The 17,461-nt window shown below is 60.8% G+C and carries 13 protein-coding genes; 8 read left to right on the forward strand and 5 right to left on the reverse strand.

Annotated elements, in window-relative coordinates; translation table 11 throughout:
• Positions 1-25: 25 nt before the first annotated feature.
• Positions 26-274 (reverse strand): WhiB family transcriptional regulator, encoded by a 249-nt coding sequence (locus PQ627_RS06560; protein WP_003804966.1) that lies wholly within the window; start codon positions 272-274, stop codon positions 26-28.
• A gap of 238 nt (positions 275-512) precedes the next feature.
• Between PQ627_RS06560 and PQ627_RS06565 the strand changes: the two genes are divergently transcribed.
• Positions 513-1,001, forward strand: a complete 489-nt coding sequence (locus tag PQ627_RS06565) for a hypothetical protein (RefSeq protein ID WP_274259440.1) — start codon at positions 513-515, stop codon at positions 999-1,001.
• Between the two features lie 31 nt (positions 1,002-1,032).
• Here PQ627_RS06565 and PQ627_RS06570 read toward each other — a convergent pair whose 3' ends face one another.
• Entirely contained in the window at positions 1,033-5,271 is a 4,239-nt protein-coding gene (locus PQ627_RS06570) for an FtsK/SpoIIIE domain-containing protein (RefSeq protein WP_274259441.1), read from the reverse strand.
• Between the two features lie 154 nt (positions 5,272-5,425).
• On the opposite strand from PQ627_RS06570, the gene PQ627_RS06575 reads away from it, so the two are divergent.
• From PQ627_RS06575 to PQ627_RS06605, 7 genes are all read left to right on the forward strand, one after another.
• Positions 5,426-6,043 (forward strand): acyltransferase, encoded by a 618-nt coding sequence (locus tag PQ627_RS06575; protein WP_373458764.1) that lies wholly within the window; start codon positions 5,426-5,428, stop codon positions 6,041-6,043.
• Positions 6,040-7,131 (forward strand): DegT/DnrJ/EryC1/StrS family aminotransferase, encoded by a 1,092-nt coding sequence (locus PQ627_RS06580; protein ID WP_144659799.1) that lies wholly within the window; start codon positions 6,040-6,042, stop codon positions 7,129-7,131. The genes PQ627_RS06575 and PQ627_RS06580 overlap by 4 nt, the downstream gene beginning before the upstream one ends.
• Positions 7,131-8,117 (forward strand): Gfo/Idh/MocA family protein, encoded by a 987-nt coding sequence (locus PQ627_RS06585; protein ID WP_144659800.1) that lies wholly within the window; start codon positions 7,131-7,133, stop codon positions 8,115-8,117. Before PQ627_RS06580 ends, PQ627_RS06585 begins: the two co-directional genes overlap by 1 nt.
• 183 nt (positions 8,118-8,300) lie before the next feature.
• Positions 8,301-9,485 (forward strand): UDP-galactopyranose mutase, encoded by a 1,185-nt coding sequence (gene glf / locus PQ627_RS06590; protein ID WP_274259445.1) that lies wholly within the window; start codon positions 8,301-8,303, stop codon positions 9,483-9,485.
• Positions 9,482-11,491 carry a glycosyltransferase gene (locus tag PQ627_RS06595; RefSeq protein WP_274259447.1) on the forward strand — a complete coding sequence of 670 codons (2,010 nt, stop codon included), beginning with the start codon at positions 9,482-9,484 and terminating at the stop codon, positions 11,489-11,491. Before glf ends, PQ627_RS06595 begins: the two co-directional genes overlap by 4 nt.
• A gap of 2 nt (positions 11,492-11,493) precedes the next feature.
• Entirely contained in the window at positions 11,494-12,351 is an 858-nt protein-coding gene (locus tag PQ627_RS06600; RefSeq protein ID WP_144659803.1) for an ABC transporter permease, read from the forward strand.
• Entirely contained in the window at positions 12,352-13,080 is a 729-nt protein-coding gene (locus PQ627_RS06605) for an ABC transporter ATP-binding protein (protein ID WP_144659804.1), read from the forward strand.
• Between the two features lie 189 nt (positions 13,081-13,269).
• On the opposite strand, the gene PQ627_RS06610 is transcribed toward PQ627_RS06605, so the two are convergent.
• From PQ627_RS06610 to PQ627_RS06620, 3 genes are all read right to left on the reverse strand, one after another.
• Positions 13,270-15,513, reverse strand: coding sequence for a hypothetical protein (locus tag PQ627_RS06610; RefSeq protein WP_274259450.1), 2,244 nt, complete (start codon positions 15,511-15,513; stop codon positions 13,270-13,272).
• A gap of 99 nt (positions 15,514-15,612) precedes the next feature.
• The gene (locus PQ627_RS06615; protein ID WP_274259452.1) at positions 15,613-16,641 is read right to left on the reverse strand and encodes a lysylphosphatidylglycerol synthase domain-containing protein; all 1,029 of its coding nucleotides are present in this window, start codon (positions 16,639-16,641) and stop codon (positions 15,613-15,615) included.
• Entirely contained in the window at positions 16,638-17,393 is a 756-nt protein-coding gene (locus tag PQ627_RS06620; protein WP_274259453.1) for a glycosyltransferase, read from the reverse strand. The genes PQ627_RS06615 and PQ627_RS06620 overlap by 4 nt, the downstream gene beginning before the upstream one ends.
• Between the last annotated feature and the right edge of the window lie 68 nt (positions 17,394-17,461).

The following is a 17,461-nucleotide window of genomic DNA, read 5'->3' on the forward strand; positions in this document are numbered from 1 at the left end:
CCGCCGCCTCTCGCATCTCTGCCCGTTAGGAGGCGCGACGTGCGCGTGCTGCGCGACGCTTGAGGGCACGCCGTTCGTCTTCACTCATTCCGCCCCAAACTCCTGCGTCCTGCCCGGACTCCAATGCCCACTGCAGGCACGTGTCCACCACGGGGCAGCGGCGGCAAACGCTCTTGGCTTCCTCAATCTGGAGAAGTGCTGGTCCCGTGTTGCCGACTGGGAAGAAGAGCTCGGGGTCCTTGTCGAGGCAGGCTGCGCGATTACGCCAATCCATGCTGATCAGTCACTCCATTCGTGAGAACTAGAAAGGCCTTTTGTGAAAACATTCACGAGAGGCTCCAAAGGAAAGGGGCCCGCATGGGCCCCCTTGGTCGTCTGAGTCAAGCGTTTCATGTTAACGCCTTGTAAACAAGGGGTGTTAGTGGTCGAAATGCCCGGAATCCGTGAGCGATGCATCACATCAGCCGCCAGTGCCCTCACTGCTAGATGACTATGTCCGGTAGTGTGCCAGTGTGTCAAGACCTCCTGTAAACCCTGCCCAGCCCACCTCCGGCCACGATGGAAATGGCGAATCCGACCGCCCGGGTCCGGGCAACGTCGGGTCCTTTCGACCTCGCGGGATACTCATCATTTCGATCGTCGTTGTCCTCGAAGCCACGGCCTTGCTCGCTGCTGCCGCTTGGTACGGTTTTGAACTCCTGACAGGTGCTCCTGTACTGACTTTCTGGGGAGCAGTCTTTACGTTGGTCCTGCTCCTGGCCTTCTCAGCCTGGCTGTTCGCGGTAGGCCATTTCCTGTTTCGCGGCTACCGGTGGACGCGTGCGGCTGCCTTGGTGGCACAACTGTTCGTCCTCACGATTGGCTTCCCCACGATGACAGGTGGCCTTGTACTCCCGGGGCTGGCCATGATCCTTCCCGCGCTTGCCGCGATCATTTTCCTCTTCCAGCGTGATGTCATCTCCTTTGCCTCGCGGACGGGTGGCAGCACCGGCGCGTTGTGACCTGCTCGGTTCCGTGAGGCCGCAATTGCTCTCACTCCCGTCTCGGGAATCCATCGGAGACTACCCCTTGAAAGGGAGCGGCTTCTCCTCGGTCAATGATGAAACCCCGACCCGGACGGCGCGCGGGGTCCGCGGGTAGACGCACACCCAACAGCTCGCCATCCAGAGGGCTTCCATGGGCCAGGAGCAAACCCGTTCCCGACGCCCGCACTTCTTGCACCAAGGAAAGTTGGTGCAGGCGCGCACCGGGCGTGGCCGTCAGGATGACGCCGGCGACCTGCCCGGCCAAGACGTGCAACGCCCGCTGGCCCTCGGCGTCCAGCGAGTCGGCATCGTCCACCAGCAGGACGCTTTTTGCATTGAGGGTTCCGTCGGCTGCAGCCGACGCTTTCGAAGCCCAGAAAGCTCCCGCAGCTGATCCATCCGGAGGGAACAGCCAAGGTATCTCCGGGTTCAGGCTCACCAACGACCAAAGAACAGTGGTCTTGCCGGATCCCGGGCTGCCCAGGACGATGCTGACGCCCTTGGTCCGCAGGGGGAACGCCGCCGGTGAAGCATCGTCTCCGGCAACCCCGATCCACAACGGCATAGGGGACTGTTGAGCCGGCTGGAATTGTTCTTCGGGAGCACCATCGGCTGATGCAACGCCACGCCCGGTCACTCTGTTCGTTGCCCCGGGGGCGGTGACGGCACCTCGAACCCGCTGGAGCGTCGCCCCCGGGGCATTTCCGGAAGGGGCGCACGCCGCCTTGCGGCTAAGGAAGTCTTCATGTGTGAGCAACAGGGGGAGCGGGCGCAAACGAAATGGCGGTTCAGCTGGAGTGCGCTTATGAAACGGCCAGGTACCGGCTGCGGGTGCCTCCTTGAACTGCGCCGTGGCTGGCTGGCCTTCGACAATGTTTCCCGACACGAAAGCGCGCCCTGGAACGGCTTCCATGTCAGGCAAACGGGGCCAGTGGAAGCGTGACTCCTCAGTGGTACCCAGAGGGAAGAATGTGCGGTTTGGTATGGCCGCGAACAGGCGAGAGCTGACCAGTTCCCGTTCACCGGATATCAACAATGTGATGCCCAGGGGGCTTCCGTCCCTGGCAATGTCATGGAGCATTCCCTCCGCAAATTCGTAAGGGCCGCCTCGCAGCGCCGATGACCACGAACACCAGCCGGAGACAATCAGCACAATCGGGGCAAAGCAACCAGACAGATCGTGGGAGGCACGCCTCGTCTCCATCTCAGCTGCCACCCTCGACAGGATCCGTACCGCGAAGCCAAGTTCGTCCATGCCTGTGTAGGCCCCAATTCCTTGGTCAGCTTGCACCTGGTCCAGGAGCCGGTTCGCGTCCAGTATGTACAGGTGGGGTTGCCGTGCTTGGGTTGCCAGCATGGCGGCGACAGACCGGAAGCTTTGGTGCATGCCGCTGGAAGGGCCGCCGACCATCGCAAGATGTCCGTGCTTGGCGGGCAACCAGTACAAGCGGTCCACACGCTGCAGGCTGGGTCTGTCGAGGAGTGCAACGGGTCCCACCTGCCATGATTCTGTATCGTCTTCGGGCACGCCCGGTGGTTCCTCCACCTGCGCAAGCTTCTCATCCCAAGGGATGCGCTGCGGCAGCGGGGCGGCGATGGGGCTCCGGGGCGAGGGCATGCCGAGGTATCCCCAGGTTTCACCTATAACTGACACGAGCCGCCCGACGCCCGTTTCCGTGTGGTTACTAACTGTCTCCGGTCCAGGAACCCCACGCAAAGCCACCGGGCTAACGGTTGCGGGGGACTCGCCGAGCGCTTGGACAGCCGACTGGACCACTGGCCAAAGGGGAACAACAGTTCCGTGTGCCACTTCTCTAAAACTCGAAGGTACGCGGTCCGGATACAGGTTATTCAAAGACGCTGCTTGGAACTCCTGAGGCTCCTTGGATGCTGTGGCAAGGAAGGCCCGCCCAGGGACCTCAACGCTTATGGACGCAGCAGCTTTGGAATTGATGATGTCGACGGACTCCATATCCGACTGGACACGAAGGGCGATGCTGGAGGTGACGTTGGCCCGGATATCGGCCGTCAGCGCCCCTTGCGGTCTCTGCGTGGCCATCACCAGATGAATTCCCAACGAACGACCTATGGTGGCGATGCGCATGAGCTCGCGAAGGGCCGTCGGTGCCTCATCGACAAGAATCCGAAACTCATCAATCACAAGTATCAGGTGCGCCAGCCCAGGGCCTTCGGTACCAACTGATTCCTGGTAGTCAGCAAGATCCGCTGCCCCCTCGACAGCAAAGAGCCTCTCCCGGTACTTGACCTCCCCCCGCAACGACTCCAGTGCCCGATCAATGTTCTGTTGGCTGAGATCGGTCAGCAGGCCCACACAATGCGGCAGCCCGGCCATAGGACCCAAGCCCGACCCTCCCTTGAAATCAAGGAACACAAACGTCGCCTGCTCAGGCGGGACAGTCAGTGCGATGGAAACCACGAGTGTCCTAAGGAGTTCCGACTTTCCTGAACCGGTTGTACCTGCAACCAGGAGATGCGGACCATCCCGCTTGAAGTTGAACCTGAGTGGCCCGTCGCGGCTTTCTCCCAGCAGAGCGGTCACACCGTCCTTCCAGGAGGCGGAGCGCCACCTGCCAAGGATGCGGCGCCGGCCGTAAGGCAGGAGCGCTGCCAAGGAAGAATTGTGGGGAAGATCGCCTTTTCGGCAAGGCTCCGCAACGCTGGCGGCAGCGCCCACGGCACGGCAGAAACGGTCGAAAACATCGGCTGGGACGAGATCGGGTACGAAGTCCAAGCGCTCGCCGTCTGACATGTATGACGCAGCTGTTCCGGAGGGCTCGATGGTGATGGTGCCCGCTGATCCTCCAGCTGAGGTTTGGCAACGCAGTACTTGCCACTGGGCGCGGTGGGCGGCTTGCACTGTCTTCCGCAAGGCCTCGGTTTCGTCGAAGGCGCCGGTTCCCATCACCACGAGCCTCCCGTGTGGCTTATGCCTGAGTCTGTTCAGAGTGGCCAGGGCAGCCGTTGTGTTTGAAACGAGCGTCACCCGGGGCAGGAACCGGGCGCTTAGTGGAAGCCTGCCCGATGGTCCCAGGATGAGGACCGGAGCCCCGGCTGAAACCGGAAAACTGGCGAGCTGCATGAGCATGAATCGAAGGAGGGCTTCGACATGCGCCTCGTCTCCGAGAATCGCAACGCTCCGATGCTCCGGATCCAGTGTGATGGGGCACTGGCTGAGCCGCGGCGGAGTGAAGTGCGGATCCTCCGGAACCACTCGGATGTTCGCTGGGGATTCGGTAGTGCCCAACCGTAACCAGACCGCCTGGTTCTCCGGTTGTGGTCCCGCCGTGGAGTCGGACTGCGGAGTTGGACCAGTCGCAGCGGTTTCGAAACTGCGGGGACCGGGTTCGTTGATGGCGGCGGCGACCATGATCTCCGCGGCGGAGGGGGAGCACCGACGACGCCTCATGGAATCTTCCTCGACGGCACGATCAAGGGCACGTCGGTATTGCTGCCTGCCCTTCCTGCCGAGCATCAACGGGAAAAGTACACCGAGCGCGGATAGGGAAGTAAACGCCAAGTACATCCACATGCCGGTGGCCGCAGCGAGGCCCACGCCGGCAAACAGCGGCAGACCAGCCCCAAGGGCGATGGTTGCACGACCCCCGTGGGTTCTTGTGTGGGGTACCTCAACAGGGTCCTTAACCGAACGGCCCGCATCAGTAGCGAGTGCGGGAAAGCCGCCTCCTTCGGAGGAGAGGCTGAAGGTTGTCCGACCACAAACGATCGATGAACGGGAGTCGACCAGCGAGCGGCGGGTGGGTCGGCCGTCGATATACACCGGATTCGATGCCGAGACGGCTGCTATCTCAAGATGATCACCCGATACGTCCAGCACTGCATGGTCCCTCGACATCGTTGGATCCGCTATTGAAATGTCTGCAGCAGCCCTGCCGATACCGTGCTGCCCCCGCGGAATGCGGAAGACGGAACCCGCGCCAGGGCCGGCATGGACCAGCAGCATCAGAGGCAAGGCAGTGGTGGGAGTCTGTGCCGGCGGCATCCAGCCGTCCACCAGAACAGCCCCGGACACCAAGGGCGGCAGTCCGACAGTGAGCGTGGAAAGATCCTCTGTACCAACCGTAAGCGGGCCGGTATTGCGGGCCGTTTTGAGGAGGGAAGCCAGCCAGGACCCTGGCGTTCCCCGCGGGACGGCAATGGAAAGTTCCTCCGGTTCTGCCGCTGCGGAGGCGGCGGGACTGCGGACCAGCGTGCATTCCAGTGTCATGTTTGTCCTCCCTTTCACCACCATCGTCATAGGCAGTTGACGTCGTCCGCAGCCTCCTTTCGGCTGTATGTGGACAACTTCGTCCAGGCGGGGACGGATCCAGCCTTGACGCCGTGGCTTTATGTCTCGGCTAAGATGAAACTCGTTGTCGCGTGTGCTCAATGAGGAAGGACCTTCACCGGTGATAGTGGTTGCTGAGAGCGCCGATGTTTCAGACGAGGCGGTAATTGGTGATGGATCAAAGATTTGGCATCTGGCCCAAGTCCGCGAGCAGGCCGAATTAGGCGTCAATTGCATCGTCGGACGCGGGGCCTACATCGGCTCCGGAGTCAAGATGGGGGACAACTGCAAAGTCCAGAACTATGCGCTTGTCTACGAGCCCGCGGAACTGGAGGCAGGGGTCTTCATCGGCCCCGCCGTCGTCCTGACGAACGACACCTACCCCCGGGCGGTTGCCCCGGACGGAACGTTGAAGAGTGCCCATGACTGGGAGCCAGTGGGCGTCACCATCCGTGAAGGCGCTTCCATCGGTGCCCGCGCTGTATGCGTAGCTCCCGTCACCATCGGCCGGTGGGCCACCGTGGCAGCAGGCGCCGTTGTGGCCAAGGACGTTCCGGATTTTGCTTTGATGGTCGGAGTTCCGGCCAAGCGCCATGGTTGGGTCGGCAAGGCCGGCTTCCCGCTGCAGCGCAGCGGCGATAACTGGGTATGCCCGGAGACCGGCGCCACTTATGTTGAACAGAACGAGACCCTTCGAGAGGTAGAGGCATGAGCCCCGAATTCATTCCCCCCGCCAAGCCCATCATCGGTGATGATGAGCGCAAGGCAGTAGAGGCCGTTCTGGCCTCCGGCCAACTTGCACAGGGTTCGGAGGTTGCGTCCTTTGAACAGGAATTCTCGCAGGTCCTCCTTGACGGCCGGGCGGCTGTGGCAGTCAACTCCGGAACTTCCGGACTGCACCTCGGGCTCCTCGCCGCAGGCATCGGTCCCGGCGACGAAGTCATTGTTCCGTCCTTTACCTTTGCCGCTACAGCCAACTCCGTGGCGTTGACAGGCGCTACCCCTGTCTTCGCCGATGTGGACATCAACCACTACACGCTGGATCCTGCTTCGGTGGAGTCCAAAATCACTGACCGTACGGCTGCCATCATGCCGGTTCACCTCTACGGCCACCCTTTTGACGTGGATGGCATCGGTGCAGTTGCCGCCAAGCACGGCGTAAAAGTCTTTGAAGATGCAGCCCAGGCCCACGGTGCCGCAGTCAACGGCCGCAAGGTCGGTACCTTCGGCGACTTCGCCATGTTCAGCCTGTACCCCACGAAGAACATGACCTCCGGCGAAGGCGGCATGGTCAGCACCGGTTTGGCCGACGTCGAACGGCGGCTTCGGTTGCTGCGTAACCAGGGCATGGAACGCCAGTACGAAAACGAGCTGGTTGGCTTCAACGCCCGCATGACCAACATCCACGCAGCGATTGGGCGCGTTCAGTTGACCAAGGTCGAGGGCTGGACGAAGACCCGTCAGGAGAACGCAGCGTTCTTCGATGCAAACATCGAAGGTGTCGTCACTCCGAAGGTTGTCGAGGGCTACGAGCACGTCTACCACCAGTACACCATCCGCATCGCCGAGGACCGTGATGGTTTCGCCAAGGCTCTGCGCGAGGAATACAACGTGGGCTGCGGCGTCTACTACCCGATCCCCAACCACCGTCTCGCTCCGTTCCAGACCTCCGACGACCTGCCGGTCACCGAAGAAGCAGCATCCAGCGTGCTTTCCCTTCCTGTGCACCCGTCATTGAGCCAGGATGACCTCGACAGGATCGTTGCGGCAGTCAACGCTGTGGCAAAGGCAGGTAGCTAGTGGCAAATCTGCGCGCTGGCCTCATCGGGCTCGGCATGATGGGCCGTCACCACGCACGCGTTATCCGCGAGCTCGACGGTGTTGACCTTGTTGCCGTTGCCGATTCCTTTGGGGATCCACACAACGTAGCCAGTGGCTTGGAAGTCTGCAGTTCCGTCGAGCAGCTCATCGAGCAGGGCATCGACATGGCTGTCGCAGCTGTGCCGACAATCCTGCATGAGGAAGTTGCTTTGCAGCTTGCTGACGCCGGTGTGCACTGCCTGGTCGAAAAGCCCATCGCAAACGATTCTGTGTCGGGTCGCCGCATCGCCGAGGCTTTTGATTCCAAGGGCCTGATCGGGGCAGTGGGGCATATCGAACGCTTCAACCCCTCACTGCAGAGCCTTCGCGACCGTCTTGGCAACGGTGACCTCGGTGAGGTCTACCAGATCTCCACCCGCCGCCAGGGTCCCTTCCCGTCCAGGATCGCCGACGTCGGTGTAGTCAAGGACCTTGCTACGCACGATATCGACCTCACGGCGTGGCTGGCCCAAAGCAACTTCGTCAACGTGGTGGCCCACACCACCTCCCGCAGCGGGCGTGAGCACGAGGACATGGTCACGGCCATCGGGCACCTCCAGGACGGCGTCGTCACCAACCACATCGTCAACTGGCTCTCGCCGATGAAGGAACGCACCACGGTTGTTCTGGGTGAGCGCGGCGCGTTCATTGCCGACACAATTTCTGCGGACTTGACGTTCGTCGAGAACGGCACCTTCCAAACGGATTGGGACTCCATTGCGGCCTTCCGCGGCGTTTCCGAAGGCTCTTCAACCCGCTTTGCTTTGGCCAAGCGTGAACCATTGAAGATGGAACACGAGGCCTTCCGGGATGCGGTCCTGGGCAAGTCGATGAACATTGTCACAATGGCCGAAGGGCTTGAGACCCTCCGGGTCGCTGAGGCTGTCCTCAAGTCAGCCGAAACCGGCGCCGTCGTCGCGCTTTAGCCGGAGAATAGTTGCACATCTGAACGGGAGGCTGGCGCTGGCCAAGCCTCCCGTTCGTTTTTCAGGTCAATCGCCGCCGTCCTCCAGCGCGCCCCCGAATCGGGATTAGATCGTAACGTCGGGTAGCCTTGACCAGTAGACGTGGGCATTTTTGTGCCCGCACGCCAATACACAGGAGAGTTTGTGAACGCTGATCTCGTCGTCGTCGGCTCGGGTTTCTTTGGCCTGACCATTGCAGAACGCGCCGCTACCGAGTTGGGGCTGAAGGTTGCGGTGCTTGATCGCCGTCACCACATTGGTGGAAACGCCTACAGCGAGAACGAAGCAAAGACGGGAATCGAGGTGCACCGTTATGGAGCACACCTCTTCCACACGTCCAACGAACGCGTTTGGGAGTACGTGAACCGGTTCACCAAGTTCACCAACTACCAGCACAAGGTGTACACCAGCCACAAGGGCGAGGTGTACCCCATGCCCATCAACCTTGGCACCATCAACCAGTTCTTCCGCTCGGCAATGAGCCCCTCGGAAGCGAAGGCACTCATTGCCGAACAGGCCGGCGAACTTGCCGGAACGGATCCCCAGAACCTGAATGACAAGGGCATCCAGCTGATCGGACGCCCGCTGTACGAGGCGTTCATCAAGCACTACACGGGCAAACAGTGGCAGACGGATCCCAAGGACCTGCCGGCGGAGATCATTTCCCGCCTTCCCGTGCGCTACAACTACGACAACCGCTACTTCAACGACACCCATGAAGGCCTGCCCGTTGACGGCTACACCGCCTGGATTGAGCGTATGGCGGACAACCCCAACATTGAAGTTGTCCTCAACACGGACTTCTTCGACGACGGCGAGTTCGGCCGCTCGTCCGTCCTTGGCCAGGTGCCCGTCATCTACACCGGCCCCGTGGACCGCTACTTCGACTACGCCGAGGGCGACCTTTCCTGGCGCACGATCGACCTTGAGGAAGAGGTCCTTCCCATCGAGGATTTCCAGGGTTGTGCCGTAATGAACTACCCCGATGCCGAGGAAAAGTACACCCGCATCCACGAATTCCGCCACTTCCACCCGGAGCGCGACTACACCAAGGACGCTACGGTCATCATGCGGGAGTTCTCGCGTTTTGCCGAGAAGGGCGACGAGCCTTACTACCCCGTCAACACCTCCGACGACCGCCAGAAGCTGCTGGCCTACCGCGATCTCGCCAAGGGCGAGAAGTCGGTGCTGTTCGGTGGCCGGCTTGGTACCTACAAGTACCTTGATATGCACATGGCCATCGGCTCGGCACTGTCCATGTACGACAACAAGATCAAGCCGCACTTCACCGGCGGCGCAAAGCTTGAAAGTGGGGGAGTGGACGCGTGACCGCCACAACAAATGAAAGCCAGGAGATCGCCATGACGGCTTCCACCGCCGCGGAAGTTCCCGTTTCCACGGAAGAAAACCTGCGGATTGTTCAGCGGGTCATTTTCCCAGCGAACCGTGACCTTGACACCCTTCCTCTCTACGTGGATCCCGACACAAGCACGGTCCAAAAGGGCAGCCAGGGAAGCTCCGAAGTGCAGGCAGTCGGCATCGCCCGGCAGCTGCACCCGGAGGACATCCTTGACCGGGGTTCCGTCCAGGTCCGCCGCGGAGAACGCCTCTCTTTCGGTTCCTACTTCAATGCCTTCCCTGCCAGCTACTGGCGTAAGTGGACGGTTGCCACGAAGACTGTCCTCCACCTCGAAACCGAGGGCGAAGGAACCATCATCGTCTACCGCTCCAACGCCCGTGGGGCTTCCCAGCGTGTCGATTCCGTGCTGGTCGAAGGATCCGCCGCGAACGATTTCGAGTTGACGCTGGCCCCGTTTGGCGACGGCGGCTGGTACTGGTTCGACCTGATTGCCGGCGGCGAGGGCATGGCCCTGAAGAGCGCCCACTGGGCCGTACCCGACGAAGGTCGTCCCCACGGCCGCGTCACCTTGGGTGTCACTACCTTCAACCGTGCGGACTACTGCCTGGAAACCATCAAGGCCATCGATGGCGACGCCGGACTCCGGGAAATTCTTGCCGAACTGATCATCGTCGACCAAGGCAACAAGAAGGTCGCTGACGAGGCTGGCTTTGACGCCGTCGCTGAGTCCATGGGTGACCAGCTGCGGATCATCAACCAAGGCAACCTTGGTGGTTCGGGTGGTTTCGCGCGCAATATGTACGAGATGCTCGTGTCCGACAAGAGCGATTACGTCATGCTGCTCGACGACGACATCGAACTTGAGACCGAAGGCGTGATGCGCGCGGTAGCCTTCGCCGACCTGTGCAGGAAGCCGACCATCGTTGGCGGACACATGTTCGACATGTACAACAAGTCGGTCCTCCACGCGTACTCCGAGGTGGTCAACTTCTACCGGTTCCTTTGGGGTCCGGTAGAGGGACTTGGCAACCACGACTTCTCGCAGGCGGGTCTGCGCTCGACGCCGCAGCTGCACCGCCGCTGGGACGCCGACTACAACGGTTGGTGGATGTGCCTCATCCCCAAGGCCGTCGTTGAGACCATTGGGCTCTCGCTGCCTGTGTTCATCAAGTGGGACGACGCCGAGTACTCTCTTCGCGCCCGTGCCGCCGGCTTCCCGACCGTGACCCTTCCCGGTGCAGCGGTCTGGCACGTTTCCTGGGCCGATAAAGACGACTCCGTGGACTGGCAGGCTTACTACCACGAGCGCAACCGCCTCATCGCGACTCTGCTGCACTCGCCGTTCCCCAAAGGCGGTCGAATCCTCCGGGAGAGCCTCAACGCGGACATCAAGCACTTGGTGTCGATGCAGTACTACCCTGAGCAAGCCCGCGTCATGGCCCTGCGTGATGTCTTGGCTGGACCAGGCGATCTTCACAAGCAGCTGCCCACCACCATGCCGAAGCTTCGTGCCATGCGCGACGAATTCCCGGACTCCCAGATCAAGACGGACCCTGCCGCCTTCCCGGAGGTTTTCCGGAAGCGTCCGCCGAAGAAGCCCCAGTCCTACAAGCAGCCCGGTGCGCTTGGCCTTCTTCCGTGGGCAGTCAAGACTGTCTTGAAGCAGACGCTGGCTCCCGTTCGTGACACCGCCAAAGCCAACCCGGAGGCCCACGTGGCCCACCAGGACGGGAAATGGTGGAGCCTGGCGCACCTCGACAGCGCTGTGGTCTCGAACGCTGATGGCACCGGTGCATCCTGGCATTTGAGGGATCCCAAAATGGCCCGCCAGCTGGTGGTTGAGTCTGCCAAGCTGCACGCGCAGCTGTTCTCCAACTGGGAGACCCTCCGCGCACAATACCGTGATGCGCTTCCGGAGATCACCTCGCTGGAGTCTTGGCGCAAGACGTTCGAAGCATCGGAGCCTAACAAGTAGCAATGGCCACTTCCACTGATACATATGCTGTTCCAGGGGTAGGTGCTGGTCTGCTGGACGTCTACCGACGCCGGTACCTCCTCAAGCTGATCGTCCGCAAGGAACTCCGGGTCCGCTACCGGGGTTCGGTCCTCGGATTGGCCTGGTCCTATGTCAAGCCCCTGGTCCAGTACGTGGTGCTGTTCTTCGCCCTGGGCATTGTGCTGCGTGTTGGGGACCAGATCCCCAATTACGCGCTGTACATGTTCTCCGGCGTCATCGTCATCAACTTTTTCTCCGAGGCGTTCTCGAATGCCACGCGCTCCATTGTTTCCAATGCTGCCTTGGTGAAGAAGATCTACTTGCCGCGCGAGCTGTTCCCGGTAGCTTCGGTGTGGGTGGCTGCGGTTCACTTCCTGCCACAGCTGGTGGTATTGCTTGCCGCTGCCCTGCTCACTGGCTGGCACCCGGATGTCTTCCAGCTCATTGGTGCAGCACTGGGCTTTGTCATCGTTGCAGTCACTGCGACTGGTCTTGGCTTGCTGGCCGGTGCCATCAACGTCTTTTTCAGGGACGCTGAGAACATCGTCGACATGTTGATGATGATCGTCACGTGGACCTCGCCCGTTCTGTACGACTGGACCATGATCAGGCGCTTGGCCCCGGAGTGGGTGCTGGCGATTTATCAGCTGAATCCCATCACTGTGGCCGTCGAGCTCTTCCACTGGGCGTTTTGGTACCCCACAGTCAACCGACCCGTTGAACTGCCGCCCCATTTGATGTGGACGGGATTGCTCGGGTTTGGAATGGCGGCATTGTTCCTCATCATCGGCCAGCTCGTCTTCCGACGACTTGAGGGCCACTTTGCGCAGGAGGTCTAAATGGGTGCTGCTGTAATAGTCAAGGACCTCAAGAAAACGTTCAACTTACGCCACTCGCACTCCTTGAAGGAGACGCTAGTTTGGCTCGTGAAGGGACGTCGAGGAGACCTCACCAGGAAATTCGATGCCCTCCATGACGTCAGCTTTGAAATCCAACCGGGGGAGACAGTCGCCTTGCTGGGCTTCAATGGCTCGGGCAAATCAACGCTGCTGAAACTCATTTCAGGCGTTATCCTCCCTGACAAGGGCACGGTGCGCACCAAGGGCCGCGTAGCCGGGCTGATCGAGGTCGGCGCGGGCTTCCACCCGGACCTGTCCGGGCGTGAGAACGTATTCCTGAACGCCGCCATCCTCGGGATGACGGAACAGGAGATCAACGAGAAGTTCGAGGACATTGTCGCCTTCTCCGAGATCGAACAGTTCATCGACACGGAGGTCAAGTTCTATTCCTCTGGTATGTTCCTGCGCCTGGCCTTTGCCGTCGCGGTCCACACCCAGCCGGACATCTTCCTGGTGGACGAAATCCTGGCCGTGGGCGATGAGCCGTTCCAGCGCAAGTGCCTCGCCAAGATCAAGCAGCTTTCGGACGAGGGCCGCACGCTCGTCGTTGTCAGCCACGACCTCGACATGATCTCCAGGATCTGCGACAGGGGAGTGGTGCTTTCCTCTGGCACGGTGCAGTTCGAAGGGCCGGCTGACGAAGCCGTGGCTTGGCTGCGCGAACACTGACCCCTACGTGAGCTAAAGCCTCCGGAGTCCAAAAGGCCGTTATGCCCCTGTCAACACAGAGGCACAACGGCCTTTTGTTGTTGTTCCTTCCCCTTCCGGAAGGGAAAGCGGACTAAAACCATGCATACGAGAAGAGCGTCCATCCCTTTGGGGTGGACGCTCTTTTCGTAGCTGCAGCCGTTGAGGGGCCTACACAGTGACCTTTTCGGCTTGTTCCTGCACTAGCTGGCCGGCAGACTTCCCGCGGCGGTAGCGCCTTACGTAGTGGAACACGGTGAACAGCAGAATTCCGAACCACGCAGCGGCCTGTGCTGCCAGTCCCATGGTGAGTCCCGGCGTCGTGAAGGAGATGTCAACTGACTTGGCACCTGCGGGGAGGTCCACCATGATGACGCCGGCGGGTCCCTGGGTCAGTTTCTGTGTCTCGCCGTCGACCTTGACGGTGTAACCGGGCCAGGCGAGCCGCGCGAAAGTCAGCTTCCCCGCACTTCCGCTGCCTGACAACTCGACGTGTTCGTCGTTACCGTTACGGACTGCATCCTGGACGGTAATACCGTCCGATACCCACGAAACCGTGCCGGGGTGCGGCTGCGGGTTCTGGCGCTGCAGGATGGTCCTTGTTTCATCCGAGGCCACAATGGACCAACCCGGCGCAATGTCCAACTGGTCCGGGGCGATCAGGGTCTTCTGGACGGCGACGGTCTCTACCTGAAGAACGTCGGCCAGCGTCGCGTTGATCTCCGGTGATGCCTGCTTGAACAACTCCGTGTAGGCCAAGGGGCACGTTTCACCGCGGTAGTTCATGCACAAGGCATTGACGTACGTAGTGAAGCTGATTCCGCTGTAGCGGCCCATGCTGTTGTTGATGTCGGCATTGAGGATCTGGTTGCCGTAGAGGAGGCGCCCCTGCGTGAATTCCTCTCCAGTGATCTTCATGGTGTTGAAGATCTGGATGGTATTGCCCTTGTAGTTGCTGGTCGCCTCCCGCAGCGTGTCGGCGTCGACGGGGGAGCCGATGCCGGCCACTGCGTTGTTGGGTACGAACTGCCGGGACTGCATGCCCAAAGTGGCGATGGTGCCGATGACCATGACGGCGGCCAGGCCACGGTACCCGAACCGCTTCCAACCCAGGACAGCAAGCGCCACCAGGACCAAGGTCACTGCAAGCGTAAAGAACTGCCACTTGCCGCCCTCGGGCACCATGGACCAGGCGCGGTAGGTTCCGAAACCAAGGATCGCCACCGTGATCACCAGGCGCTGCTTCCAGGCGGTCGTTTTCAGGCCTGCCGAGGCAACAACAGCCACCAGGACAATGACACCGAGGTACACATACTCGATGAGACGGATGGGCCAGCGGAAGACCAGAACCTGGGAGGGAGCAAACGTCAGGAGGAAGTAAATTCCCGTGATGATGTAAATGCTGAAAATTTGGCGGGACCGGTTGCGGAAGCTCCGGAAGTCAAGCCAGGGAAGCAACGGCAGGACGAACCAGGCCAGGTAGCTCGATGGAACGTTGTCGATCGGGGCCCAGAAGTTGTTGATCCGCGGCCTCATGGAGGAGGTACTCATCGTCAACAGGGAAGACATGTCAGGCGAGAGGAACAGGTCGTTGAGAATCTCGCTCTGTTGCCTCACGGTAACCGCGGAGCTGAGGGGCAGGGGGAAGTAGACCAAGACGGCGGTCAAACCCACCAGCGCGCCTACGATGACGATCGGAATCAGGCGACGCCAGTGCCGCATCAGCATCAACTCGATGGCAACTGCAGCCAGGACGATGATGACGCCGATGGCACCGTAAGGATTGCCCGCGGTCATGGTCATGAAACCAAGGAGGAACGGCAGGAACGGTGAGGTGTTTCGACGCGCATAGCGGCGCACGGACCACCAGAAGACCGTAATCCAGGCAAACGCCATCAGGCCGCCCGGCCAACGGGCGGCCTCGTAGAAGAGGGTAAAGCCGCTGAACGGAATGGCTACGCCTGCGGCAAGGGCCAAAGGCCTGTTCGAGCCGTAATCCCGGGCGAGCATGAAGGTGCCAAAGGCCAGCAGGGCGATGAACTGGATGATGATGAAATAACTCGCCAGCGACAGGTTCTCGAAGTTGGAGACGATGACGGAGTTGACGATATTGACGGGATTGAAGATTCCGTAGCCCACCTCGGCAACAATGTTGCCGCCAACCCAGCCCCCGGGTTCCATCAAGGGGAACCGGCCGGAGCGGATCTCTTCACCCATGTGCCGCCACAGGGGAAGGAATGACTGCATCATGTCATCCCAGTAGTAGAACGTGGGATTGAACAGCCGCGGGATGATGGAGGAGATTGCCGCGATGACGGCGGTAACAATGCCCCAATGCCAATCGTGCTGCATGAGGTAGCGCCGTTTGGTGATCGGTTGGCGCTGGGCAGTGGCCCCGGAGGTTACTGCTGTCATGGTGGTACCTTGCTCCTTAGCAGGCGGCATACGTTTGGAAATAGGCCCGAAGAACGCCCGGGAATCGTGGAAACCCGGGCGCGCCAAAGACCCACAGCATCAGCTGGGCTCTGAGGAGGATTCTCCGGAGGGTTTGGAGGCTGACTGTTGGCGCCACCGGAAATGCACAAAAGCGATGCCAACGCAGAGCAGGTCTGCGACGGTGAACATGATCCGGGACAGCGCGGCAATTGCGGTTGCAGCACCGGCTGTCATCATGCCGGCCAACGCGAGGATGAGGATGGCCTCACGGGCACCAACGCCGGCAGGAAGCAGGAATGCGAGCACACCCAAGGTCATTCCGAGCGCTAAGGCTCCGGTAAGGACGAGGAAAGTGGCCAGGTCCAAGGTTGCCTCGTGACCTACGAGGATCCACAAGTGCAGTCCGAAGCAGAGGTACATAAGAACGCCAAGAATGAAGGCCTTGACCATGGTGTTTGCCTGAATGCGCTCAGGCAGCGGGGGCCTGCGGAATACCTTGAGCACGAAGTTGACCAGGAAGGTCACGACGTTCGGGTTCATCGCCAGGATCACGACGGGCAGGATAACGTACAGCCACTGCAGATTGGGTTCGCGCTGCACGAGGATCGGCAGCGCTGAGGCTCCAACCACCAAGGCCGCGCCGATGGTGATGCCCGTGCTCACCAAGGAGGCCACGAAGACCTGGGCCCTCGCAATGCCGTTCTTGCGGCCGAGCTCCATCTGGAGGACGAACGCCCAGACGGAACCGGGAAGGTACTTGCCGATCTGACCGACGAGGTAGATCTGGTTGAGGACCAAGCCCTGTGGTTCGATATCCACGGCCCTGAGCAAGCTGGCCATGACGACCCGCCACATATACATGCCCAGAAGAACACCCGGAATGAGGGCAAGCAGGGAAAGCAGCACCTGCCACCATTGCAGTGCGAAGACCGTAGCCTGAACCTGGGGCCATTGGACTGCGATGAAGTAGACGGCGGCGGCAAAGACGATAACCACAAGCGCACGCCGGGCAAAATCCACCAGCTTGGCTTTGGTGGTCTTCGTGGGCGGCTGTTCCAGGTTCACGTCGTTCTCGTTCGACGGTGTTTCTGCGATGGATCCCGTCATGGGGCGTGGGTCCCAGCGCTGGGAGCCGCTGCGAGTTCACTCTTCCTGCGGCGCATGGCCACCAGGCCTTTGAACATCTTGACGACGTCGGCCGTACGGATGGTGGTTTCGCCGGGTTCGTCGTCGGGGGCCAAGGTGACGGGTACTTCGACGATGTCGAAACCCTGCTTCTCGGCCGCGTAGACAACCTGGGTGCTGAAGAGGAAGCCGGGATCGTCGAAGCGATGCACCATGCTCCGCAACCAGCCGCCGTCGACGATCAGCGTGCCTTGGGAATCGCCAACCTTGGATCCAAGAATCACTTGCCGAAGCGTCTTGAAGCCGAAAGTGGTCAGTCCCCGCAGGGGGCTGCGCTGGATGTTCGAATTCTTGTGCGCTTTGGAACCAATCACCACATGCGGCTTGGGGGTGAGCTTTGCGTCTTCATCAAGATCATCGGTCCCGAAAGGGAGGTCGTCTGCCGTGAGGAGTACCCGTCGACCGGAACTGGCTTCAATGCCTCTCCGGTACGCGTTTCCCATCCCTTTTTCGCTTTGGAGAACATGGAACGTTACGTTCGGAGTGTCCACCGCGTGCTCACGGGCAACCTGAAGTGTGTTGTCGGAAGATCCGTTCTCCACGATGATGATCTCGGAGCTGCCACTGGTTAGATAGCCGGAAAGGCGCGCCATGGTTGCCGCCAAAATCCGTTCTCCGTTATAGACCGGGATCACAACGGAGAGATCCGGTTGGCCTGCCTGGTCGAAAGTCAAGACTCTCCTCGGTAGTTCGTGCCGACGAATTCTTGACGCCAGCCGCAGCCCGCAACGCTGGCGTCACG

This window comes from Paenarthrobacter sp. AB444, from assembly GCF_028736865.1.
Taxonomy (GTDB): Bacteria; Actinomycetota; Actinomycetes; order Actinomycetales; family Micrococcaceae; genus Arthrobacter; species Arthrobacter nicotinovorans_B.

Bases quoted from the DNA above. Each gene is read 5' to 3' on its own strand.
- PQ627_RS06560 (WP_003804966.1), bottom strand. From the start codon at position 274: ATGGATTGGCGTAATCGCGCAGCCTGCCTCGACAAGGACCCCGAGCTC.
- PQ627_RS06570 (WP_274259441.1), bottom strand. From the start codon at position 5,271: ATGACACTGGAATGCACGCTGGTCCGCAGTCCCGCCGCCTCCGCAGCG.
- PQ627_RS06580 (WP_144659799.1), top strand. From the start codon at position 6,040: ATGAGCCCCGAATTCATTCCCCCCGCCAAGCCCATCATCGGTGATGAT.
- PQ627_RS06600 (WP_144659803.1), top strand. From the start codon at position 11,494: ATGGCCACTTCCACTGATACATATGCTGTTCCAGGGGTAGGTGCTGGT.
- PQ627_RS06605 (WP_144659804.1), top strand. From the start codon at position 12,352: ATGGGTGCTGCTGTAATAGTCAAGGACCTCAAGAAAACGTTCAACTTA.
- PQ627_RS06610 (WP_274259450.1), bottom strand. From the start codon at position 15,513: ATGACAGCAGTAACCTCCGGGGCCACTGCCCAGCGCCAACCGATCACC.
- PQ627_RS06615 (WP_274259452.1), bottom strand. From the start codon at position 16,641: ATGACGGGATCCATCGCAGAAACACCGTCGAACGAGAACGACGTGAAC.